This window comes from Pontibacter sp. E15-1, assembly GCF_022601975.1.
Lineage (GTDB): Bacteria > Bacteroidota > Bacteroidia > Cytophagales > Hymenobacteraceae > Pontibacter.
On sequence record NZ_JAKVIR010000006.1, the window covers coordinates 130,515 to 154,155 of the forward strand.

Sequence of the window (23,641 nt, forward strand, 5' to 3'; positions counted from 1 at the left end):
GTTGAGCAACAAGCATATGTTTGCCCATGCTACTCAGTGCGCGTACTGATTTATCGGAAATAGTTTAAGAAAACCGGGGTGGGTCAGGGTCTGTCGCCAGATCGGGGGGGAGATGGATGCGGACATCCTTCAGGAAGCGTGTTCGCTCCACCTGAATTGTGTATGAAGCGTTGTGATCCGATGCCGACAAAACAGCATATACCTGCTGCCCGCAATCAGTGGCAAAGCTGGCCGCGCCCTGCTGCTCGGAGTGGGTCTGGTGCTTGATGCACTTTTTGCGGCATGTGCGCTTTAAGGCAACTTTGCTTTTGCTGCAAGAACTGTTCAGTTCGCTCTGCCCGTTACCTCCATTGCCCCGCAAGCCACTGTTGTTTTTCGGCAACGCGAAAAGCAGCAGGAGGGTGCTCAGGAATAATAACAGGTATGGCTTCATAGGCAGATTAGGGCAATATTATTTGCAGTTTTATACTTGATCTTAGTTTGAACAACAACCCAAGGGGTATAAATCGTTTCAGCGGATTGGTTTACAGGTATAAATGTAGGCATTTTGGGGTTCTAATACTACCCGATACCGCATTCGCGGCTATGCCAGAGCAGCTTTTTGGTGCAGCACATTCGCACCTCCGAAAGCACACCCGCACCGATGGTCAGCAAGGCCGTACCCAGCAATACCGCCTGCAGGCCAAACAGGTCGCTGAACACACCGGCTATCACGGCACCGGCCACGTAGCCGAAATCACGCCAAAATCGGAAAATGCCCAGGCTCTGCGGCCGTTGGGCTGGGTGCGTGTTCTCGGCCACCACCGACAGGAAGTTAGGGTATACCAACGCAGTGCCCGCGCCCAGTATCACCAGCGCCGAAACCAGGATAGGGTAGGAGCCGGAAAAGTACAGGAGCCCGATCGCCGCGCCCTGTATCATCATGCCCAAACTCAACAGTTGTTTTTTGCATACCATATCCCCGAGCTTTCCCGTCACCAGTTGGCCCAGGCCCCATACCACCGGGTAGATACCTGCCAGGAAACCAGTCTCCGTCAGGCTATACCCCTTCGACAGCAGCAGCACAGGCAACAGGCCCCACAAGATGCCATCGTTCAGGTTATTCACAAAGCCGTTGAGCGTAACAGAGCCCAGGTTGCGGTGGCGCCAGGTCGTGTCCTTCCAAATGTTGCGCAACAGCGGGATGCTGGTTTTGGCCGCTTCGGTTTTCACGTGCGCGTGCGTATCCCGGATAAAGAAGACCGTGAGCAGCAAGCCGATGATGGAGAAGGCGATGCCCGGTGTGAAGGCATAAGACACAACGCCCGTTGTAGAGGCGATGTATCCCGCCAGGAACGACATCAGACCCACCGCCAGGTAACCGGCAAACTCGTTGATGCCCATGGCCAGGCCACGGTTCTTTTCGCCAACCAGGTCAATCTTCATCACCACAGTGGCAGACCAGGCGAGCCCTTGGTTAAGGCCCAGCAGAAGGTTGGCGGCAATTACCCACCACCAGTTACCGGCATACAGCAACAGCCACGGCACTGGCAGGGCAAAGAGCCAGCCCAGGGTTAACAACTGCTTTCGGGTATACCTGGTAGTCAGGCGGCCCATCATCAGGTTGGCAAACGATTTCGCCAGCCCAAAGGCCACGATAAACGACAGCAGCGCGGTATGGCCGCTGATGCCGAAAACAGTCTCGGCAAACTCCGGTATAACCGAGCGTTCCAGCCCAACCATCGCGCCCACAAACCCGTTGATCAGCACCAACAGCCAGAACTGTGTGGCGTTTTCCCTTAATCCAAGTTGTGTGTCCGTTGAACTCATCTTTCTGTTTCTGTCGTCAGTAATATGTACGTGCTGCCGGATAGGGTATGGCTTGGGCCAAATTGAAGCACCAAGTTATACCTACGCAACCGCCTATAAGCACAGAACCGATGGACTTTGCAGGGCCATCGGTTCCGGGTTTGTTTTCATTATTGCTTAATGCGGGAGCCTGTCGCGCAGCAGGCCATACAGGTATGTGCCTATCAAGGCGCCGCCAATGGCGATCAGAATGGCCCAGTAGCCATACCCCAGGTTCACGAACATCGGGCCCGGGCAAGCGCCTGTCAGTGCCCACCCCAATCCGAAGATGGTGCCGCCAATCAGGTAGCGCGGAACTGATTTCTCCTTCGGCGTGAAGATGATCGGGTTGCCCTGATAATCCTTCATGTTATACTTCTTGATCAGGTAAGTGGCAATGGCTCCCAGCACAACGGCTGTTCCGATGATGCCATACATGTGGAAGGCCTGGAAACGGAACATCTCCTGAATTCTGTACCACGAGATCGCCTCTGACTTACTCATCACGATGCCGAACAAAATGCCGGCTACTATAAATTTTAATCCTTTCACGGTATAAACTCTTAGTTGATGGATGTATGATTTAGCGCGCTGCTGTGCTTACAGTATGAACGGCAGCAGTAGGTGTGTCATGATCAGGCCACCGATGAAGAAACCGATAACCGCGATCAGCGACGGCAGCTGCAGGTTAGACAAACCGCTGATGGCGTGGCCCGATGTACAGCCACCTGCGTAGCGTGATCCGAAACCGATCATCAAGCCACCGATCAACATGATCAGGAAACCGTTTGCCGTGAAGAGGGCCTCCAGACTGAAGATCTCATCCGGCTGCATGCCATCCGGGGCTGCCACCCCCAGGGCGTTCAGGTCCTGGATGGTAGCCTGCGAGATCTGTACAACGTCGCCGTTAGACAGGAACTCAGAAGAGATCCATCCGCCCAGTACAGCGCCCACTACAAACAGCAGGTTCCAGGTTTGCGCGCGCCAGTCAAAATCGAAAAAATTGACTTTCTTGCCCGCGCCGCAGGCTGCGCAGATTACGCGCAGGTTAGATGAAAAGCCAAACGACTTCCCGAAAAACAGGAGGATCACCATCACAAATGCGATCAAAATTCCTGATGTGTACCAAGGCCAAGGCTGGCTAAGTAATTCTAACATTTTCCTTATTCTAAATTATTGGGAGTGTACGGTTGAAGTAGGTATGAACAGGCCACTTGCTGTTCTGTTCATACCCAGGCTTTATTTCGAAAACTATCTTGGCCAGGAGCCTACGCCGCCAACCAGGTTATGGGCTTTAAAGCCTTGGTCTGCGAGCAGCTTGCAGGCAGAGCTGCTGCGGTTGCCGCTGCGGCAAAACACGTAATACTCCTTGTCCTTGTCGAGCTTCCTGGTGGCAACCTGAAACTGGCCAGACAGGAAGTCGAGGTTTTTGGATCCGGGGATAGTGCCAGATGCAAACTCACTTGCGGTGCGCACATCCAGCAGCTCGGCCTTTGGGGACTTATCGAACTCAGCCTTGAATGTCTTCCCGTCCAGGTCAGCATAATTCTTTGGAGTTGATTTGAATATATTTAGCATGGCTATATTTCTTTAGATGGTTCCTTTACAACTTACTATACAAAGGTCCGGGTTTTCCAGCCCCAGTTCAGTGACTTAGGTCACGTAGTGGGGAATTTTGAAATTTGTAAATCTTTGATGCAATCCGTGTTTGAAAAATCATCCCCCTGCCCCCTTCTTTGTCGAGGGCCCCTACTCCCAAGGGGGACTTTTTTCTGCTATATCAGTTTCCATACATTAAGCTTTGTAGGGACGATGAATTACACATAAATCTTAGTGTGTTCTACTCGTGCAGAACGTCCCCCTTTGAAGGGGGCAGGGGGATGAATTACATTCCCAACATAGCTCTTACTTCAGCGTAGAAGGGCAAACGAAAGCCGTTTTCGGAATGGCTGTTTCGCTGATGGACTTAAAGCCACCTTCCACATTTACAACGTTGTCAAAACCTCTTGCCTTCAGGATAGAGGCGGCGATCATGGAGCGGTAGCCACCAGCGCAATGCAGGTACATATCCTCCGTCTTTGGCAACTCAGCCAGGAAGTCGTTCAGGAAGTCTAGGGGCGCATTTTCCGCTGTCTCCACGTGCTCCGACTGGAACTCGCTAGGCTTGCGCACATCCACCACCTTGATGCTGTTGTTCTGGGTATAGCGGTCCGCAAACTCTGTAGCGGCGATAGAGCTGATCGTGTCTACTTCCTTGCCTGCGTTTGCCCAGCTTTTAAAACCACCTTTCAGGTAACCGATCGCGTGGTCGTATCCCACACGGGCCAGTCGGGTTACTACTTCCTCCTCGCGGCCTTCCTCCGCCACAAACAGGATCGTCTGCTTGATGTCCGGGATCAGGGCGCCTACCCATGGGGCAAAGTTACCGTCGATACCGATGTTGATGGCGTTCGGGATAAAGCCTTTGGCAAAGTCCTCCGGCTTACGGGTGTCCAGTACCAGGGCTCCGGTCTCGTTCACGGCTGCCTCAAACGCGTCCGGCGCTAAGGCCTGCAAGCCCTGCTCCATCACGTCGTCGATGTTGGCGTAGCCTTCTTTGTTCATCTTCACGTTCAGTGGGAAGTAGCTTGGCGGCGGTGCCAAACCGGCTGTCACTTCTTTCACGAACTCCTCTGCCGTCATGTCTGCGCGCAGGGCATAGTTGGTGGCCTTCTGGTTGCCGAGTGTGTCAGACGTCTCCTTGCTCATGTTCTTGCCACAAGCCGAGCCCGCGCCGTGCGCCGGGTATACGATCACGTCATCCGCCAACGGCATGATCTTGTTGCGAAGCGAGTTGTACAAATGCGTTGCAAGCTGCTCCTGCGTCAGCTCCGATTTTGCGGCCAGGTCCGGGCGGCCCACATCCCCGATAAACAGGGTGTCGCCGGTGAAGATGGCATAGTCCTTTCCTTGCTCGTCTTTCAGCAGGTAGGTAGTCGATTCCATGGTATGGCCCGGCGTGTGCAGCACAGTGATTGTGACATCCCCGACTTTCAGCACCTCGCCGTCTTTGGCGATGTAGGAGTCAAAACTGGTCTGGGCGTTCGGCCCGTAAACGATCTGCGCATTGGCGGCTTTCGCCAGGTCGATGTGGCCTGAAACGAAGTCGGCGTGGAAGTGCGTTTCGAGCACATACTTGATCTTCACGCCGTTCTGCTCCGCTTTCTCCAGGTATGATCTGATCTCGCGAAGTGGATCAATGATGGCGGCCTCGCTGTTGCTTTCGATGTAATATGCGCCCTGTGCCAGGCAACCGGTATATAGCTGTTCTACTTTCATGGTATGTAGTGTTTTATGGTGTGAGTGCCATCGCTAATCCTTGATGACAGTACAAATATCGTAAGATAATAAGCCCGGGTCAGTGACATTGGTCACGCGGGGGTTAGGCGAAGAATATTTCCTTGGCAATGATGTAGACACCCATCGCCAGCACAAACCAGCCGAAGGAAGTCTTCAGTTTATCCGCGTGGATTTTGGTGGACAGGAAGGAGCCCAGAAAGATGCCGACCACAGAGAAGGCGGAGAAGATAGCCAGGAACATCCAGTCGATCTCGTAGTTGTAGATGTCGCCGACAAAGCCGAACAGCGATTTGGCCGCAATGATGAGCAGGGAAGTGCCTACCGCCATTTTCATGTCCAGCTTACTGAACAGTACCAGCGCCGGGATGATCAGGAAACCGCCCCCGGCCCCCACAAGTCCCGTCAGGGTACCTACCACTAGGCCTTCGGCCAATATCCCGATGTAGTTGAACTTAGGCTTTGGGTGCGGTGCCGTGGCGCTCTCGTACTCCACATCAATCGCCGTGTCGATATTATCGTCCACGCTGCCGTTTGCCTCCTTTTTCTGACGGATCATGCTGATAGACGCGAACACCATGAGCGCGGCAAAAAGCAGCATCAGCATCACGCCTTTGGTAACGGCAAAATCGCCCACGTGAAAGAGGTTTTCGGGGATGGCAGGCACCAGGTAACGGCGCGTGGTATACACCGCAATGATAGACGGTATGCCAAACACAACCGCTGTTTTGAGGCTTACGAGGCCCTTCCTGTAAAACCGGTAGCTGCCAAAAAGGCTTGTAAGCCCTACGATGAACAGGGAGTAAGCCGTGGCGATCACCGGACTCAGGCCCAGCAGGTAAACAAGCACCGGAACAGTAAGGATAGAGCCGCCACCACCAATCAAGCCCAGGGAAAGCCCGATGATGAGGGCCGCAATGTAACCGAGTATAACAATCATATGCTTTTAGTTTAATTTTCAACACTACAAAGGTACGGCAGGCGAACCCCGATCACTGTGACAATGGTCACATAGATAGGAAACACAGAATATATTTTCGGCCCGCATTTAGGATTAATTGTGGCATGTGCTGCGTCTATGCCGCGATTGGTTAACGGTTCAACCACACGCCGTGCTGCGCGTATGCTAAAAGGCACAACTTAAGCGATAACTATGAATTACAACTTCACGAAAAAAGTAGACTATACCTTTCAGGAGGCACTGGAAAAGACAAAAGAGGCACTCAAAGCCGAGGGCTTCGGCGTAATCAGCGAGATCGACCTGAAAGAGAAATTCAAGGAGAAACTGGATCTTGATTTCAGGGAATACATGATACTGGGCGCCTGCAACCCGGCCCTCGCGCACAAGGCCATTGAGCAGGAAGACAAGATCGGGACCATGCTGCCCTGCAACGTGCTGGTGCAGGAGCACGCTGGCGGAAACGTGGAGGTCACTGCCATCAACCCGATGGAGTCGATGTCGTCGGTCGGGAACGATAACCTAACGGAGGTCGCCAAAGAGGTAAGCGAGAAGCTGAAAACAGCACTCGACAAGCTGTAAACCGGCATCCATACCCATACATACAAAAAGCCCTGGCATTTGAATTTGCCAGGGCTTTTTGCTTTTAGATATTGTCCAGGTCGTGTACCTCCAGGTAGCTGCGGTGCAGGGTAATGGCCCCGGTCTGCTCCAGCTTTTTGAGCAGCCTCGAGATCACTTCGCGGGAACTGTTGAGCTCGTAGGCGATCTGCTGGTGCGAAAGGCGTATCTCGTTGCCGCTCACTTTTACATGGCGCTTCAGGTAAAAGAGCAAACGCTCGTCAAGGGCCTTAAAAGCAATGCTATCGAGTGTTTGCAGCAGTTCATCAAAGCGCTGGCGGTAGGAGGCGATCACGAAGTTGTGCCACGTTTTATACTTGGCCAGCCAGGCCTCCGAGAAGTGGGACGGGATGAGGATAATTTCTGACGCGGCCACCGCCTGGGCCTTTATCTGGCTTTTCTCGTTCTTAGCGGTACACATCATCGAGAGGGCACAGGCGTTGCCGGGCTCCAGGTAATACATCAGGAACTCGTTGCCCTCTTCATCCTCGCGGTATACCTTCAGCAGGCCGCTCAGCAGCAGTATCGTGGATTTGATGTATTGGCCCGTGCGCATGGCTTCTTCGCCTTCCTCAAGTTCTTTCAGCGTGCTCTCACTCATGATCTCTTCCAGCAGGGGTTGCTCCAGTTGCGGGAAGATTTTGTGCAGAATGTGTTCGGGAATCGTTTCCATGGACGAGGGTATAGGTATGGTAAAATGTGTGTTTAAATATACGAGGTTAAAAAAATAAAACCAGTATGGGCAAATGTATGCCCATACTGGTTTGTGTATCAGGGGTATAAAGTAATCTGTTTTTTATTTGAATGCTTGCCCTCGCTCGCCTCTGGCGAGTGTGAGATTTTCAGAGGCGTCCCGCCACGTGTGTTTTTTGCAGCGGCCAGAGGCCGAACAATGACGCACACTCGCCAGAGGCGAGCGAGAGCATGCATAGGCTAACCCGTTTCTTATTTGAAGTCGTTCACGGCTTCGCTTAGGTCCAGCACTTTGGTTTTAGGCAAGGCGGATTCCACGATGCTGCTACCAGCCGCAGAACGGTAGCCGCCAGCGCAATGCACCACCACAGGCTTGTCGTTCGGTATCTCGTTGGCGCGCTCACGCAACTCCGGCAGCGGAATGTTGATGGAGTCTTTAAAGAACTTCTGGCTCTTTACCTCCGATGCGTTGCGGATGTCCACGATGGTATACTTATCCTGATTTTCCTTGAAGTCAGCAAGGTCAATCTTTGGAGAGTCAACCGCCGCCTCGGCATCCAGCACAAAGGCTCCTTTTATCAGCGCCTCATACCCGATCTTGGCTGATTTCGCGATCACGGTTACCAGTTGCTCCTCATCGGCAGCCACTAAATAGAACTGCTCCTCAGGGCCTGCGATGCTTCCCAGCCAGGTCTCAAATTTGGCTCCCTCCTGTATGTTGATTGCGCCTTCCTGGTGGCTCTTTTTGAACGTCTGCTGGTCGCGGGTATCCACGATGATCGCGCCTGCTTCCGGTGTGAAGTTCTTCTCCAGCCGCTTCACTTTTTCGATGCTTTGCCGGTAAGCCGGAGCGCCTTTCTTGTTCAGGGCCACATCATACCCAAAGTATTTCGGCACGAACGGCTGTTCTTCGGTAATGAGCTTCACAAAAGCCTCCTCCGTCATTTGCTGCAGGGCATAGTTGCCCATTTTCTCAGCGCCGATGGTGCTGCTGTTGGCTTCGCTCAGGGCTTTTCCGCAAAGCGTTCCGGCTCCGTGCGCAGGGTATACCAACACATCGTCTGCCAGCTTCATCAGCTTGTCGCGGGTGCTGTGGTACATGTCGCGGGCCAGTTCCTCTCTTTTGGCGGTCACGTTACCGGCGCTCTCGCGCAGGTCGGGGCGGCCCACATCGCCAATAAACAGGGTGTCGCCAGTAAACACGGCCTTGTCCTTTCCGTCGTGCTCCAGCACAATGCTGATGCCGTCGGGCGAGTGGCCGGGCGTGTGCAGCGATTTCAGCTTGATCTTTCCGATCTCCAGCTCCGCGCCTTCGTCAAAAGCCTCGAACGGGTAATCTGCGCCTACCAGGCTGTGGGCGTATATCGTGGCCCCTGTCTTCTGGTGGATCTCTAAATGCGCGCTCACAAAGTCGGCATGGGGGTGCGTTTCGATCACGCCCACAATCCGGGCATTGTTTGCCTCGGCGTAAGCATAGTATGGCTGCGGGTCGCGGGCCGGGTCTATCAAAACAAGCTCGCCTGCGCACTCACTCAGAATGGCATACGAGTAATGCGCCAGGCCTTTATCTTCAAACTGTTTAATCTTCATAAATAATCAGTTTTGGTTTGTTGTCCAGTTTATAGGGCCGGATGTTGTGCCTGCCCTTGGGTGAAGCCGCGAATGTGCAGCTGCTTTATACTTACAAAAGTACGATGCTTTCGCCCCCGGTACTGTGACGTTTGTCACACAGCGGCGGCGGGGCTGATTTTATACCTTTTTTTTCGGCGGCACTACCTGCACCCAAAACGGCATCCGCCTGAAATTCCTGCCCCTTCGTCCAAAAGAGTCTCGCGCGCGCTTGGCGTAAAGCTATTCTCAGGCCGCCAAATTCCTGTTAAAGCAAATCGGGGGTATAGCGCATATAAGGCAAAAAAGAAGCAGCGTCGGAGGTATACCTCCCAAACATTTGGAATTGCTGCCATTAGTTTGATTTTTTATGTAGAAATTACGCTGTAAAGTCTACCCATTGAACTACCGGCTCCTGCGGCATTGGTTACACAAGGTCTTTGGGAAAAGGAAAGGGGCGGGAAGAAAAGCGCTCTGATCGGGGTTAGTGGCTGGAGGCACGAATCAGTTGCCTGCTAGCGAAGTTGTCGCGCAGCACCAATTCCAAAAGCTTCCTTCTCCCTTGCTGCGTGCCTTCAACAGCAGGCCAACAGCGGTTGTTAAAGTTAGCAGATTATTTTGGTCCGAGATTTAAGTTGCCGATGCTAACCGGGCTTTACAAAAGGTGTGATAATAGTAGGACGGTATAAAAGGGGTTGTGGGGAGAGCGTAAAAAAAGCGATTATAATGCGACAGAGAACAATAGCTTCAGTCTTACTCAGCGCCCTCCTCTTCAGCGGCTGCGTTCGCACGTCCTCTTTCGATAGGACGTATGTCGGGCAGAAAATTGCCGCGCAGCGCCACGGTGCGGTGGGGGAACAGGCCGAACCTGGCCTCCTCTTGCTCCCAGAGGGTGTGAACCTGCAGGACGGACTCACGCAGCAGGAAGCCGTGTCCATCGCGCTTTTCAACAACGCGCAGTTCCAGGCCGACCTGCTGAGCATCTCCATCGCGCAGGCCGATTTGATTGAAGCCGGGCAACTGCCCAACCCTCTCCTGAACGTCATCTTCCCCACCGGCACCGACGTGCTGAAGGGTACCCTGAATTTCTCGCTCGACGTGCTCTGGCAGCGCCCCCTCCGGGTGAAGGCCAGCCGCCTCGAGACCGAGCGCACGGCCGAGAACCTCGTGGCGCTGGGGCTGCGCCTGATCCGGGATGTGAAGCTGGCGTACGTGGCGTATACCTACGCCCAGCAACGTGCCGGGGTAGGGGCTGAGAGCAGCCGGCTTCGCAGCGAGATGGCCAGCATCACGCGCAAGCGCTACAACGCCGGTGACCTCAGCCAGATGGAAGCCTCCATCGCCACCGCCGACTCGTTGCGCGCGCTCGATGACCAGCTGCAGTTCGTGATGGAGGAAAGCCTGCAAGGGGCCAGGCTCTACAACCTGATGGGTATAGACAGTGCCGGGAATGCGCTGAAGCTGGCTCCCATACCGCCTCCCGCCCCGCTGATCCCGCAATTGGACACGCTCATGCCCCTGGCGCTGGCCTCCCGGCCCGAGCTGCGGGTGGCCGCCCTGGCCATAGAGGCAAAGGCGAAACTGATCGGCTGGGAGAAGGCAAAGGTGCTGAATTTCGTAGGTATTCTGAACGCGCGCCGGGAGCACGAGGGCGGACTCGCGCTCGGTCCGGGGTTTCAGCTCCCCGTGCCCGTCTTTAACCTGAACCGGGGCCGCATCATGCGGGCAAGGGCCGAGATGGAGCAAGCCGCCTACAGCTATGTGGTGGCCAAACAGCAAGTACAGCTGGAGGTGCAGGAAGCGCTGGCCCGCTACCAGGCGGCAAGGCAAACTGCAGCCCTCTGGCAACAGAACCAGGCACCTGTTCTGGCTACCGCCGGGCAGGCGCGCAAAGCCTTTGAGGCCGGGGAGGTGTCGTACTTTTTTTACCTGCAGACCGTGCTGCAAGTCACGGACGTGCAGCTGCGCATCGTCGATGCCACGGCCGCCCTCAACCGGGCAGCCGTGCAGCTGAACTATGCTATCGGACAACAAGTGATATACTAGAGCGCATGAAAGACAACGTGTTCCTATTCCTGGCGCTGGCGCTGCTGACCGCCGCCTGCAAAGACCAGCCGGAGGCCGAGAAGACAGCACCTGCTGAGGTAACCTCTCCCGTGAAAGAAGCAGCCCTGACCTCTGTTACCCTTACCCCGGAAGCAGTGAGAAACCTGGGCATCAAAACAGTGACGGTGGGCAGCGAGGCCGTGTCGGGTATGCTGGAGGTGGGCGGGAGTGTGCAGGCCGAGCCAGGGCAGGCGGCTACCATCTCGGCCCCCATGAAGGGAACGCTCGCCCTGCAAAAGGGGGCAGCCATACCCCAGACAGGAAAAGCCGTGAAGCAGGGGCAGGTGCTCTACCGCCTGACCATACTCCCCGCCGAGGGCGACCTTGCCAACAATACGCAGGAACTGGAAATGCGCCGGGTGCAGCTGGAAACAGCCCAGGCCAAGGCCGCCCGCATGGCACAGCTCCTGAAAGACGGGGCCGTGAGCGAGCGCTCGAAGCAGGAGGCAGACGCCGAGCTGGCCGTGGCCCGGAAAGCCTATCAGGATGCGTCTGGCAAGCGGGAGCTCCTGCAGGGCGGCACAGGGCCATCCGTCAACCAGTCCGTGTTTATCATCAAAGCCCCCATCAGCGGCGTGATCCAACAGGTGTACGCCAGCGCCACGCAAACCGTGGCCGCTGGCACTCCCTTGCTCGACATCGCTGGCCTCTCCCCGGTGTGGGTGCGGGTGCCGGTATACATGGGCGACCTGGAAAAAGTAGACCAGCGGCAGCCCGCGCAGGTCAGGAGCCTGGCGGGGGCGGACAAGGCGGTACGAGAGGCCATACCTGTCTCCACGCCCGTGGCCAGCGGCGGCGCAGCAGCCCTCACCGACCTGTTCTATACCTTCCCCAACACCGACAAGGCCTTTTACCCCGGCGAGAAGGTGATGGTGGCCTTGCCCACCACGGAAAGCGCGGAGGGTCTGGTGGTGCCGTACGCTGCCCTGGTGTATGATATCAACGGTGGCGAGTGGGTGTATGTGCAGACAGCGCCGCAGGTATACCAACGCCAGCGGGTGGAGGTGAGCGCCATACGTGGCCAGCAGGCAGTGCTCTCCAAAGGGGTGGAGGCAGGTATGAACGTGGTGACGGACGGCGCGGCGGAGCTGTTCGGGACCGAGTTTGGAGGTGGTAAATGATGCGCTGGCTGGTTTCCTCGTCCCTGCAGCTCCGCGTGATTGTGGTGGCGCTGATGTTTGTGCTGCTGTACGTGGGCTTCGATAGGCTCAGCAACACCCCCATGGACGTGTTCCCGGAGTTTGCCCCGCCCTACGTGGAAGTGCAGACCGAGGCTCCCGGCCTGTCCACGCCCGAGGTGGAGGCCCTGATCACCATCCCGCTGGAGAATGCGCTGAACGGCACGCCGCAAATGCAGAAGCTGCGTTCCAAGTCGGTGCTGGGGCTCTCGTCGGTGGTGTTGTATTTTGAGAAGGGGATTGACGTGATGGAGGCGCGGCAGCACGTGCAGGAGCGCCTCTCCCGGGTGGCGGGCACCCTGCCCTCGGTGGCTCGCCCGCCTGTTATGCTGTCGCCGCTCTCGTCCACCAGCCGCATCCTGAAAGTGGGCGTTTCATCGGATTCGCTCTCGCAGATGGACATGACCACCATCATCCGCTGGAATGTGCGGCCGCGCCTGATGGCCATACCCGGCGTGGCCAACGTCGCCATCTGGGGCCAGCGCGACAAGCAGTACCAGATCCTGATCAGACCTGAGCGGCTCCGGCTCCACAACATCACCATGGCCGAGGTGCAACAAGCCGCCAGCGGTGCCCTGCAGTTGGCCGGAGGCGGGTTTATGGATACCCCCAACCAGCGGCTGGCCATCGCCAGCACGCAAGGCATCGGAGGCGTTTCGGCGCTGGCCCAGGTGCCGGTCTCCACCCGAAACGGAAACATCATCCGGCTGGGCGATGTGGCCAACATCACCATCGGCACGCCCCCGCCCATCGGCGATGCCGTCATTAACGACGGCCCCGGCCTCCTGCTGATCGTGGAGAAGCAGCCCGGGGCCAACACCCTGGAAGTAACGCACAACGTAGAGGCCGCCCTCGCCGCACTGAAGCCCGGCCTGCCGGGCATGGAGCTGGATTCCACCATTTTCCGTCCGGCCAGTTTCATCGAGATGTCGCTGGAGCACCTGAATACCGCGCTGCTGCTGGGCTGTCTGCTGGTGGTGCTGGTGCTGGCGTTCTTCCTCTACGACTGGCGCACCGCGCTCATCAGCGTCACGGCGCTGCCCTGCTCGTTGGTGGGGGCGGCGCTGGTGCTGCACTATACCGGCAAAACCCTGGACACCATGGTGCTGGCGGGCCTCATCATTGCGCTGGGCGAGGTGGTGGACGATGCCATCATCGATGTGGAGAACATTGCCCGCAGGCTGCGCCTCAACCGGATGGCAGAAACCCCGGAACCTGCCTTTAAAGTAGTGCTGGAGGCCTCGATGGAAGTGCGCAGCGCCGTGATTTACGGCAGTATGATTGTGGCCCTGGTGCTGCTGCCGGTGTTTATGCTGCCCGGCCTGGCCGGTTCCTTTTTCCAGCCGCTGGCGCTCTCCTACATCACGGCCATCCTGGTGTCGCTGCTGATCGCGCTTACCCTCACGCCGGCACTCTCCCTGCTGCTTTTGCCCACTGCCCCGCTCCGCGAGAAAGAGCCGCCTGCGGCATCGTGGCTGAAGACGCGGTACAGGAGGTTGCTGCCGGCGCTGCTCGCCCGCCCGAAACGGGTGGTGGCCACGCTTGCGGTTACCTTGGCGGCTTCGGCCCTGGTGGTGCCCTTTTTGGGAGAGGAGTTCCTGCCGCACTTCAAGGAGTATGATTTCCTGATGCACTGGGTAGAGAAGCCGGGCACCTCGCTGGAAGCCATGAAGCGCGTCACGGTGGCGGTGAGCAAAGACCTGCGCGGCATAAAGGGCGTGCGCAACTTCGGGGCGCACATCGGCCGGGCCGAGGTGGCCGACGAGGTGGTGGGGCCCAACTTTACGGAGCTCTGGATCAGCGTGGACCCCGACGTGCCGGACTACGACGCCACGGTGGCTGAGATCCAGCAGACCATCGATGGCTACCCCGGCCTCTTCCGCGACGTGCTGACCTATCTCCGTGAGCGCATCAAAGAGGTGCTGACGGGCACGAGCGCCTCCATCGTCGTGCGCCTCTACGGCCCGGACCTGGACACGCTCTATGCGAAAGCCACCGAAATGGGTGCCCGTATACAAAACGTGGAGGGCGTAACGGACCTGAAAGTGCAGCAGCAGACGCTGGTGCCGCAGATACAGGTCAGGTTCCGGCCTGCCGCCGCGCTGCAGTTCGGCGTCTCGCCCGGCGATGTGACGCGGGCCGTGTCTACGCTGATGCGGGGCACCAAGGTGGGGGAGGTATACCAGGAGCAGAAGGTGTTTGACGTGGTAGTATGGGGCGAGCCGGCTATCCGGAACGATATCAACGCTTTCCGCAACCTGCTGGTGGACGTGCCGAACGGGGCGAAAGTGCCGCTGCGCGACCTGGCCGACATCCGGATCGTGCCCGCGCCCAACGAGATCACCCGCGAGAACTCCTCCCGCAAGATTGACGTGACCTGTAACGTGAAAGGCCGTGACCTGGGCAGCGTGGCCCGGGACATTGAGGCCAGCGTGGCCGCCATGGACTTTGAGGCGGGCTATCATCCCGAACTGTTGGGGGAGTATGCCGAGCAGCGGCGGTCGGCCAACACGCTCCTGAGCATCTCCCTGATCTCGCTGGTAGGCGTTTTTCTGGTGCTGTATGCCGATTTTAAGTCCTTCCGGCTGGCAGGGCTCGTGATGGGCAGCCTGCTGTTTGCCCTGACGGGCTGTGTGGTCGCCACCTTGCTGAGCGGCGGCGTGTTGTCGTTGGGCTCCATCGTCGGATTTGTGACGGTGCTGGGGATCGCGGCCCGCAACACCATCATGCTCATCAGCCACTACCGCTTCCTGGAGTTCAACGAGCAGGTGCCATTTGGCAAGGCGCTCATCATGCAGGGCGCCGAGGAGCGCATCATGCCCATCATCATGACCGCCCTTACCTCGGTGCTGGCGCTGCTCCCGATCATCCTTACCGGCAACCGCTCGGGGCAGGAGATCGAGTACCCGATGGCGGTGGTGATCGTGGGGGGCATCCTGACGTCTACACTACTGAACTTGCTGTTTATGCCTACGCTGTATTACCGCTGGGGCGGCAGAACCGTTAAAAGGTAAGGTTCGTTGGCGCATGTATACATTCGTTTTTTAGAAGCGGAATCTATACATGCGCTTCAGATTCCTTGAGGGATATTTTGCAGCCCAAGGAATGAATTTTATACATGCACGCTCGTCCCAACCGAAAAACCCTAAACCTATGTGGAAATACTATGCCCTGCTCTCTGCCTTCTTCGCGGCGCTCACAGCCATCCTGGCCAAAGTGGGGGTAAAAGGCATCAATGGAGACATCGCCACCGCCATCCGGACAGTGGTCGTGCTGGTGGTGGCCTGGGGCATTGTGGCCGTCACCGGCGACATGCGGGAGCTCAGGGCCATCAGTCGCGCCAACCTGCTGTTTCTGGTGCTGTCGGGCATCGCCACCGGCCTGTCCTGGATCTTCTACTTCAAGGCGCTCGAGACAGGGCCCGTGTCCAAAGTCGCCCCTGTCGACAAACTGAGCGTTGCCATCGCCATCGGGCTGGCTTTCCTGTTTCTGAACGAACCGGTGGAGCCCAAAGTGCTGCTGGGTGCGGCCCTGATTACGGCAGGCACGATTGTCATTATCCTGTGAGGGAGGGTATGGCTTGCCGCGTGCCGCATGCGGCCCAATGTATACCCTTTGGCTCCTCTGTCGCCGTTATGTTTTTCGAGGATAGGCGGCCCCAACTGCCGCTCAGGCGTGTAGTACGCTGATGTGCCCTTTCCCCGGCCGTTCTGCTTTCTGCTCCCGGCACCTGCCGTGCGGCTGGAGGCGCGCCGCATGCCATTGTACCCCAGGCGGTAAGAAGTAGGATGCAGGCAAGATGATTTACATATTTGCCTGTTGCGTTTTCACCGTAACGTCCGCTTTATTACCTTTAAGGTTCATTCACTGCCTGAATCCTTCCACTGGTTTCTATATGAAAAACATCCTCCTTCTCGTACCCTTTTTAGCACTGCTTTGCACAGGGGCTTTCGCCCAGGACACAGCGGCACCCGACACCCTGGCCAAGGTGCCGCCGCTGCATCTTGTCTTTCCTGCCAAAGCCGGATGGAACGTGCTGCAGGAAGGCGAGCCGCTGGAGTTTACGGTGAAGTCGGCAGGGGGCTCCGGCACGCGGCCCACCTATACCCTAAGCCAGGGAAGGGTGGAGGGCATCGCCTTCGACTCGCTGGGCCATTTCTCCTGGACACCCAGCTACAGCTTTGTGGACCGCCTGGGCGGCAGCCGGAAGGTGCAGCTGCTATTTGAGGTGCGCAACGAGAAAAACGAGAGCGTGAGCCAGGTAGTGGAGCTGGAGGTGAAGCACGTGAACCGCCCGCCGGTGGTGGGGGAGCTCAAGCCGCTGTACGTGCTCTACAACACGCAGAACACCTATACCATCGAGTCGTCGGTGGTGAAGGACGATGACGGCGACCCGGTGGCCTTTGTGGCGATCGGGGAGGGGATGCCCGAGGGAGCCAGGCTCTCGACGCAGGGCGAGTTTACCTGGAAGCCCTCGTATACCCAGTTCCGGAAGCTGCAGAACAAGCCCATCCTGCTGGAGTTTTACGTGGAAGACCAGCCGCACAAAGCCCGCACCAAAGGCGCTTTCCGGATTGAGCCGACGCAGCAGGACCTGCCCCCCAGCATCCAGATGATCCCCTCGCAGAAGCGGTTTGTGTATGAGGAGGGCGCCACGATCAACATCAAGTTCCAGCTTTACGACCCGAACGGCGAGAGCGACATCACCTCCTTCAGCTTCCTGTCCGAAAACCCGGATGTGCCGGCCAGCGCCCTGGTGCGCAACACGCCCTCACAGTATGAGTTTATCTGGAAGCCCGGCTACGACTTTGTGAAAGACCCGCTGGACTCCCTGGCTTTTGCCATCAACTTCGTGGTGATGGACAAATCCAACAAGCGCGAGGAACGGAAGGTGACCTTCTCGATACGAGACGCCGTGAACGAGGCCGAGCGCGACAAAAAGCTCTACCAGGAGTACCGCGCCCCGCTGGTGAAAGCCTGGGACCTGATTGAGCAGCTGAAGGAAGTGGAGAAAGACCTGAAGAAGAAATACAACCGGGCCCGGAAAGGCAAAAAGGGCCGCTCCCTCACTAACGCCTCCCTGGGCGCGGTCACGGGCATTTCGCCGGTGATGGTGGAGGAGCCGGCCACCTCCAAGAAAATCACCGCCATTGGCGGGACCATGGTGATGACCATCGGCACGCTGGAGGCCACGGAGGTGATCGGCCGTTCCACCAAAGACCTGATCGAGCGCCTGAACTACATCATCGAGAAACGAAACGAGCTGCAGACCAAAGGCGATATCTTTGCCCGGAAGTATGCCCTGAAATCGTCGCGCCGCAAGCCCGAGTTTCTGAAAGACGCCGATGAGCTGGTGGCCGCCATGAACCTGAAGGGGCTGGTGGTGCTGGAGCTGGACGCGGGCTGGCAGAACAAGCACAAGCCGACAGACGAGAACGTGGCCCGCACCTTCAAGGACTTCAGCCCCGAGAACAGACCGTAGCCAACCGCCGGGAGCGAAAGCCCGAAAATGCTGCTGAAGGCGGCGGCGCTTTTCGGGAGGGCGCGTATAGGGTATGGCGGAAAAGCAAACTGATCGCCGCCATACCTCAGCTATGTCGAAAAAATTTGGAGTACTGACGATCCATGGGATGGGCAACCAGAAGCCCGATTATGCCAACGACCTGCAGCATAACCTCTACCAGCAGCTCCCCGACGCCGTGATCAAAGACCTGTCGTTCAGGTCGATCTGGTATCACGGCGACTTCCAGCAGCATCAGGATACCGTGTGGGCCAACATGCGGGAGAGCGGCAACCCGATGCACCAGCGCTGGCTGCGGAAATTCTTCCTCAACTTCCTCAGCGACGCGGCCACCTCCGAGTTCAGGCCCGGAGACGAGGAGAGCCCGTACAGGCGTATCCAGCGCACCATCCTGCGGAACATCAATGCCCTGCGGGCAGAGCTGGGGGATGCGGACCGGCCTGTTGTCGTGCTCGCCCACTCGCTGGGGTGCCAGATCATCTCGAACTACATCTGGGATGCGCAACAGGGCATCGGGATCTGGCAGGGCCAGCGTCCCTCGGCCTTTCAGCAGCTGCAAACCACCCAACTGATGGTCACGTCGGGGTGCAACATCCCGCTCTTCGTGTCGGGCCTGGAAAAGGTAGAGGCGATCCGGAAGCCAAACGACCAGTTTGCATGGTATAACTTCTACGACCGCGACGACATCCTGGGGTGGCCGCTGAAGCCCCTGAGCAAGGGCTTCCCGAACGCCTATGCGGAAACCGTGACGGAAGACATCGAGATAAACACTGGCCTGACGCCTCTGAGCCACTCCGCTTACTGGGAAGACGATGATTTTGTTAAGCCAGTCGCCGGGCATATCCGCCAACTCCATACCCGGCTCTGACAGGCCATACCCCACTCCGGCCGGCAGATGAACGGCTGCCGGTTTTATACCGATGAACACACATCCGCCCGATCACGGCGCGAACTATTTTTGCCGCATGAAGTCCCAGACACTCCCAACCCTGAAAGCGCTGCTCCTACTGCTTTGTACCCTGTGCGGGACAGAACTCATTGCGCAAACCATACCCCAAAAACTCGCATCGGCCTTCGAGGCCTTTGCAAAAGACCCGCAGCTGCGAAACGGCATTGCCTCCCTGTATGTGGTGGACGCGAAAACCGGTGAGGTGGTGTTCGGGAAGAACGAGCTGCTCGGGCTTGTGCCCGCCTCCACCCAAAAGGTGATCACGAGCGCCAGTGCCTACGAACTCCTGGGCCGGGACTTCCGGTATAAAACCCGCTTTGCCTACCGCAGGGAGGGCGCGTCGGCGGCGCTCTTGGTGCTGCCCGGCGGCGACCCCACGCTTGGCAGCTGGCGCTGGCCCTCCACCAAAGAAGCCGCGGTGCTGGCTGGGCTGGCCCGCGCCACCGCAAAGCTAGGGATAAAGGCATTCGGCACGGTGCGCCTCGACAACAGCGGATGGCAGACAGAAGCCATACCCGATGGCTGGATATGGCAGGACATCGGCAACTATTACGGGGCAGGGGCAGCCAAGCTGAACTGGCGTGAGAACCAGTTCGACGTGACCCTGAAATCTGGCAGCAGCATTGGCGACCCGGTGGCCATCACGGCCGTGGTGCCCCCGGTCAGCGGCTACCGGCTCACGTCTGCCCTTACCTCGGCCGCGGCTGGCTCCGGCGACAAAGCCTACATCTACTTCCCAATCCAATCCGCTACCGGCACCATCCGGGGCACCATCCCCGTCAACCAAAGCAGGTATACCATATCGGGAGCCATGCCGGACCCGTCGGGGCAGTTTGTGAGCGCCTGGCAGGAGGCGCTGGCCGGGAGCGGCGTGCAGCTTCCGCGCAAAATCACGGAAGAGGGCGATCTGGCAGCGGAAGCCGGGAAGTATACCGTGTTTCATACCATCACCTCCCCGCCCCTCGACAGCATCGTGTACTTTTTCAACCGCGAGAGCATCAACCTGTATGGCGAAGCCCTGCTGAAAACCATGGCCCATGCACAAGCGGGCGCAGGCGCAACCGCCAAAGGGGCGGAGCTGGTCCGGGAGTTTTGGAAGCAGCGCGGAATCCCGGACACGGAGCTGTGTCTGATGGACGGCTCCGGCCTCTCCCCCCTGAACCGCGTGACGGCGCATGCCCAGGTAAGCGTGCTGCAGCATGCCCGCAAACAGCCCTGGTTCGAGGGTTTTTATACCTCCCTGCCCGTGTACAATGGTATGAGGATGAAGAGCGGCACCCTGCAGGGCGTGAAAGGGTATTGCGGCTACCACCGGGGCAAAGACGGGAGGGAGTATGCCTTTTCGTTTCTGGTAAACAACTACAACGGGCCGTCGGGCACGCTGGTGCGCAAGATGTATGGTGTGCTGGATGTGCTGAAATAAGCCCCTCGCCATACCTGCAAGGGGCTCCACACCCTGTGGTGAAATGCCCCAGGTTGTGGAGCCCCTTGCCCATTCTCAGCACCCTAGCTGATCACCGCCAGGAAGTTTATTAAGACCATAAATTCATGTATGTCAGTGCCTTATGATATATATAGGGTTTTTGGCATGGTTCTGCGAGTAGACAGGGCATCACATACCTATTACATCTATGAAACGATTTGCATTTTTTGTGGCAGCCGTTGCCGTATGGGGTTTTTCCACTCCAGAAGCCATGGCGCAGGCCGGGCAAACGCCGGTACAGCAGGGCCAGAAAGAGAAAGTGACGCAGGAGCAGCTACCGGAGCCGGTGCAGCATACCCTGAAAAGCGACACGTACCAGGCATGGACGATTGGCGACATCTACAAGGTTTCCGCAGCCGACGAGGCCGGCAAGGCTGTGTATGAGGTAACCATGACCAACGCGCAGGGCCAGACCGGCGTGGTAAGACTGAACGAGAAAGGCGCTGACGCAAGTGAAAGAACAGAAAAGTAGCACACAACTTTTAGCCAGGACAAAAGCCTCCGTACTGCGGGGGTTTTTTTGTTTGTAGCTCCCTGAAACTGATCAGGGGAGTAGAGCCCGGCAGACAGACGCCTATATATGGAAAGGCGTGCCGGTAAACTGGCTTTTTCTTTCGGGCACGAGCCCATGCGCAATTATTTTTCATCTGTAAACATCCGGAATTATGCCTTACACAACAGCGTACGAATCAGAATTTTATAGGATTGAGGTAGACCTGGAGGCAAACATACTCCGGTCTGCGTGGCTCAGGCAAATAGATGAGGTGGAGATGAAGTTCGGCGGGAGGAAACTATACGAGGTGCTGCGCGACACAGGCGTGGAGCGGGCCCTGAGCTGCGGGCAGAGCATTGGGGTGCTAAGCGCGGCGTCTAAAGACTGGCTTGCTACCGATTTTTACAAGATGCTTTCCCATACATTCCTGAAAAAGCTTGCCCGGGTGCTGCCAACCACCGTCTTCCACCGGATCGCGCTGGAGTCGGTGGTGACCAGGGCAGAGGCGCTGGGCCTCACCAATTTTATGGTGAAGAACTTTACGAACTACGAGGAAGCCCTGGCCTGGCTCAGGGCATAGCGTAAACCAGCGGGATAGTGTATGCCGGCGGCATACACTACAGGTAAGCCATACCTGGCAGGAGTCATGCTCAGCCGGGTATGGCTTCTGTCGTTTTGCAGATATCCTGACTCACTTTCTGTACAAACGCCAGCTGGTCCCGCAGCAGGCTGCCCTCCTCGTTCAGCGTGGTGGGTGTGTCTGGCGTGGGCGAGGCCGGGGCGAGTGCATCTGTTTCCATACCCTGGCCCGAGAGCCGCCGTACGCTTTGCCGCAGGGCCGCCTCCGCCTGCCCAATGGGCAGCAGCAGCTCGGGTAGGTATGGGCGGGGCTCCCCGGCCAGCAGCGCTGACGTGAGCGAGGCGATGTTAGAGGACAGGATGTGGTTGAGCACCAGGAAGGATTGGATCTTGTCTACGTTGCGTTGTTTCTGCTTCGGCTCCGACACCATGCGCTGAAAGGCGGCAGAGAGGTTGGCGGCGCTCACGTATACCTCTTTCCGGGCAAGCTTGTACTCGGTCATCCGCACCGCCTCGCCAGCCACGCAGGCGGCAAGCTGCTGCAGGTAGCTCCTGTTGGCTTGCAGCACCCGCAGCATCAGTCCGCTCAGCTTCTCCGACTCCCAGTTGGGGAACAGCAGGTAACTCGCCGTGAAGGCGATGGCCGAGCCCAGCAGCGTGTCGACGATGCGCTCCCGGGCGATGGTGAGGTTGGCTCCCCCTAGGAAGCCGAAGATAATCAGGATGAAGGGCGTCATGAACACCACGCTCAGGAAGTAGCTGATGCGCTGCAGGCTAAACGTGGCAACCATGAAGAGCACCACCAGCCCGAACTGGATCACCTGGTCCTGCACCACAGCCAGAATCAGGACGCCGAGACCGCCGCCTATCACCGTGCCCACCAGGCGCTGGTAATTGCGCTGCTTGGTCAGGCTGAAGGCGGGCTTCAGGATCACGATGATGGTGAGCAAAACCCAGTAGCTGTGGAGGCCCAGGGGCAGCGCCTTGGTGAGCAGGTAGCCGAACAGACAGACCAGCGCCACCCGCAGCGAGTGCCGGAAAATAGACGAGGAAGGGGTGAGGTTGTCGCGGAAAATCTTGAGGTCATACCCTTGCCTGGACACAAAGCGGGCATACTCCAGCACCTCCTTCCGGTCAGCGAGCACAACGGGCTGCTCCGGGGTGAAATAGCGCTGCAACCCCTCGATGCACCGGGCCATATACTGCATGTTGGCCAGTATCTTCTTCAGGACGAGGCTGGCGTTTCCGGCAGTGGGCTGTAGTTGGGCGGTGAGCTGCTCCAGCTCGCGGGTGGGGGTAAAGCGGTGCCTGAAGCGCGTGTCGGACTGTATGGCCCAGCCGATTTCGTTCAGCTCGTCGGCCAGCAGCCGCACCATCCGGCCAATGTGCTCCAGCGTGCCGGTATGCGCGAACTCATGCCGCATGGCGGAGTAGTCGTACTGTATGGCCGCGATCTGCTCGTACAGGTCCACTACGTCCACAAACGTCAGCACCAGCACATTGTCGCGGGGCGTGGCCTCTTTCGAGAGCATGCGGCCCCGCAGCAGCAGCTCCCGCACGGCATCCTGCTTTTCGCTGACCACCGTCTGCTGCATGATCACTTTCCTGTAATCGTCGTCCAGGTTGGTGGAGAGGCTGTAGAACTCGGCCTTCAGTTTGAGGAAGCGGGCCGTCTCGCGGATACACTCCCCGAGGGCGTGCTGCGCGGGGCGGTAGGGCAGGATGCGGGAGAAGGCCATGCTCAGGAGCAGGTACCAGAGGCCGCCCGCCGCCAGCATGCCCCCAAACACCAAGACGTTCTCCGGGGCCAGGCCCATCACCAGCACCAGCACCAGCAAGCCGGCGGTGCCCACCAGCGCGGCCCGGTTGCCATACACCGAGAACATGGACAGGACAAAGCACAAAACCAGGATCGCGGCGCCCATCGCCACCATGCTTGCGTGGGCATACCCGATGAGCACCGCCACCGAGAACACCACCAGGGTATAGATGAGCAGGCCGTTGCGCTTGTGCGGCACGGGCCCCGGCACATCGGTCAGGCTGCCGGCCAGGGCACCTATGGCCATGGGCAAGCCCAGCTGCAGGTGCCCCAGCTGCACGAACACCAGCGCCGGCGTGAGCACCCCCAGGGTGGTGCGCACTCCCTCCGCAAAGTACTCGCTAAAGAAAAAGCGTTTCGCCGTCCATGTTTCGCTATTCATGCATGCTTGTTTCTGAGGGGGGCAGGCTATACCTGTTCTCGGGCATGGTATAGGGCCCAAAACCTGACCTGGCGCGAAGTTAAAGAAA

The 23,641-nt window shown here is 57.9% G+C and carries 20 protein-coding genes; 10 read left to right on the forward strand and 10 right to left on the reverse strand.

Annotation, left to right across the window (positions count from 1 at the left end; genetic code table 11):
• Positions 1-64: 64 nt before the first annotated feature.
• The 7 genes from MKJ04_RS05840 to MKJ04_RS05870 form a co-directional block, all read right to left on the reverse strand.
• The gene (locus MKJ04_RS05840) at positions 65-433 is read right to left on the reverse strand and encodes a hypothetical protein (protein ID WP_241640166.1); all 369 of its coding nucleotides are present in this window, start codon (positions 431-433) and stop codon (positions 65-67) included.
• 128 nt (positions 434-561) lie between these two features.
• The gene (locus tag MKJ04_RS05845; RefSeq protein ID WP_241640167.1) at positions 562-1,809 is read right to left on the reverse strand and encodes an MFS transporter; all 1,248 of its coding nucleotides are present in this window, start codon (positions 1,807-1,809) and stop codon (positions 562-564) included.
• Positions 1,810-1,965: 156 nt separating this feature from the next.
• A complete protein-coding gene (locus MKJ04_RS05850; protein WP_241640171.1) occupies positions 1,966-2,379 on the reverse strand; it encodes a YeeE/YedE family protein in 414 nt (137 codons plus the stop codon).
• A gap of 48 nt (positions 2,380-2,427) precedes the next feature.
• Entirely contained in the window at positions 2,428-2,985 is a 558-nt protein-coding gene (locus MKJ04_RS05855; RefSeq protein WP_241640173.1) for a YeeE/YedE family protein, read from the reverse strand.
• Positions 2,986-3,078: 93 nt separating this feature from the next.
• Positions 3,079-3,405: a rhodanese-like domain-containing protein gene (locus tag MKJ04_RS05860; RefSeq protein ID WP_241640175.1), complete on the reverse strand. Its 327-nt coding sequence runs from the start codon at positions 3,403-3,405 to the stop codon at positions 3,079-3,081.
• 327 nt (positions 3,406-3,732) lie between these two features.
• Positions 3,733-5,145, reverse strand: a complete 1,413-nt coding sequence (locus MKJ04_RS05865; RefSeq protein WP_241640176.1) for an MBL fold metallo-hydrolase — start codon at positions 5,143-5,145, stop codon at positions 3,733-3,735.
• A gap of 103 nt (positions 5,146-5,248) precedes the next feature.
• Positions 5,249-6,103, reverse strand: coding sequence for a sulfite exporter TauE/SafE family protein (locus tag MKJ04_RS05870; RefSeq protein ID WP_241640178.1), 855 nt, complete (start codon positions 6,101-6,103; stop codon positions 5,249-5,251).
• A gap of 213 nt (positions 6,104-6,316) precedes the next feature.
• Here MKJ04_RS05870 and MKJ04_RS05875 point away from each other — a divergent pair, with 213 nt between their 5' ends.
• Positions 6,317-6,703, forward strand: coding sequence for a DUF302 domain-containing protein (locus MKJ04_RS05875; RefSeq protein WP_241640180.1), 387 nt, complete (start codon positions 6,317-6,319; stop codon positions 6,701-6,703).
• 64 nt (positions 6,704-6,767) lie between these two features.
• Here MKJ04_RS05875 and MKJ04_RS05880 read toward each other — a convergent pair whose 3' ends face one another.
• Positions 6,768-7,415, reverse strand: coding sequence for a Crp/Fnr family transcriptional regulator (locus MKJ04_RS05880; RefSeq protein WP_241640181.1), 648 nt, complete (start codon positions 7,413-7,415; stop codon positions 6,768-6,770).
• A gap of 272 nt (positions 7,416-7,687) precedes the next feature.
• Positions 7,688-9,025, reverse strand: coding sequence for an MBL fold metallo-hydrolase (locus tag MKJ04_RS05885; protein ID WP_241640191.1), 1,338 nt, complete (start codon positions 9,023-9,025; stop codon positions 7,688-7,690).
• A 744-nt stretch (positions 9,026-9,769) separates the two neighbouring features.
• Here MKJ04_RS05885 and MKJ04_RS05890 point away from each other — a divergent pair.
• From MKJ04_RS05890 to MKJ04_RS05930, 9 genes are all read left to right on the forward strand, one after another.
• Entirely contained in the window at positions 9,770-11,089 is a 1,320-nt protein-coding gene (locus MKJ04_RS05890) for a TolC family protein (RefSeq protein WP_241640194.1), read from the forward strand.
• A gap of 5 nt (positions 11,090-11,094) precedes the next feature.
• Positions 11,095-12,270, forward strand: coding sequence for an efflux RND transporter periplasmic adaptor subunit (locus MKJ04_RS05895; protein WP_241640196.1), 1,176 nt, complete (start codon positions 11,095-11,097; stop codon positions 12,268-12,270).
• Positions 12,267-15,341 carry an efflux RND transporter permease subunit gene (locus tag MKJ04_RS05900; protein WP_241640198.1) on the forward strand — a complete coding sequence of 1,025 codons (3,075 nt, stop codon included), beginning with the start codon at positions 12,267-12,269 and terminating at the stop codon, positions 15,339-15,341. Before MKJ04_RS05895 ends, MKJ04_RS05900 begins: the two co-directional genes overlap by 4 nt.
• 139 nt (positions 15,342-15,480) lie before the next feature.
• On the forward strand, positions 15,481-15,894 hold the full coding sequence (locus MKJ04_RS05905; RefSeq protein ID WP_241640199.1) for an EamA family transporter: 414 nt from the start codon (positions 15,481-15,483) through the stop codon (positions 15,892-15,894).
• A 328-nt stretch (positions 15,895-16,222) separates the two neighbouring features.
• Entirely contained in the window at positions 16,223-17,809 is a 1,587-nt protein-coding gene (locus MKJ04_RS05910) for a hypothetical protein (protein ID WP_241640200.1), read from the forward strand.
• A gap of 112 nt (positions 17,810-17,921) precedes the next feature.
• Positions 17,922-18,716 (forward strand): hypothetical protein, encoded by a 795-nt coding sequence (locus tag MKJ04_RS05915; RefSeq protein WP_241640201.1) that lies wholly within the window; start codon positions 17,922-17,924, stop codon positions 18,714-18,716.
• Positions 18,717-18,813: 97 nt separating this feature from the next.
• Positions 18,814-20,220 carry a D-alanyl-D-alanine carboxypeptidase/D-alanyl-D-alanine-endopeptidase gene (gene dacB / locus MKJ04_RS05920; protein WP_241640205.1) on the forward strand — a complete coding sequence of 469 codons (1,407 nt, stop codon included), beginning with the start codon at positions 18,814-18,816 and terminating at the stop codon, positions 20,218-20,220.
• Positions 20,221-20,428: 208 nt separating this feature from the next.
• Positions 20,429-20,752, forward strand: a complete 324-nt coding sequence (locus tag MKJ04_RS05925) for a hypothetical protein (protein ID WP_241640206.1) — start codon at positions 20,429-20,431, stop codon at positions 20,750-20,752.
• 193 nt (positions 20,753-20,945) lie between these two features.
• On the forward strand, positions 20,946-21,353 hold the full coding sequence (locus tag MKJ04_RS05930; RefSeq protein ID WP_241640207.1) for a hypothetical protein: 408 nt from the start codon (positions 20,946-20,948) through the stop codon (positions 21,351-21,353).
• A 70-nt stretch (positions 21,354-21,423) separates the two neighbouring features.
• Here the strand turns inward: MKJ04_RS05930 and MKJ04_RS05935 are convergent, their stop codons facing one another.
• Positions 21,424-23,553 carry an FUSC family protein gene (locus MKJ04_RS05935; protein ID WP_241640208.1) on the reverse strand — a complete coding sequence of 710 codons (2,130 nt, stop codon included), beginning with the start codon at positions 23,551-23,553 and terminating at the stop codon, positions 21,424-21,426.
• Between the last annotated feature and the right edge of the window lie 88 nt (positions 23,554-23,641).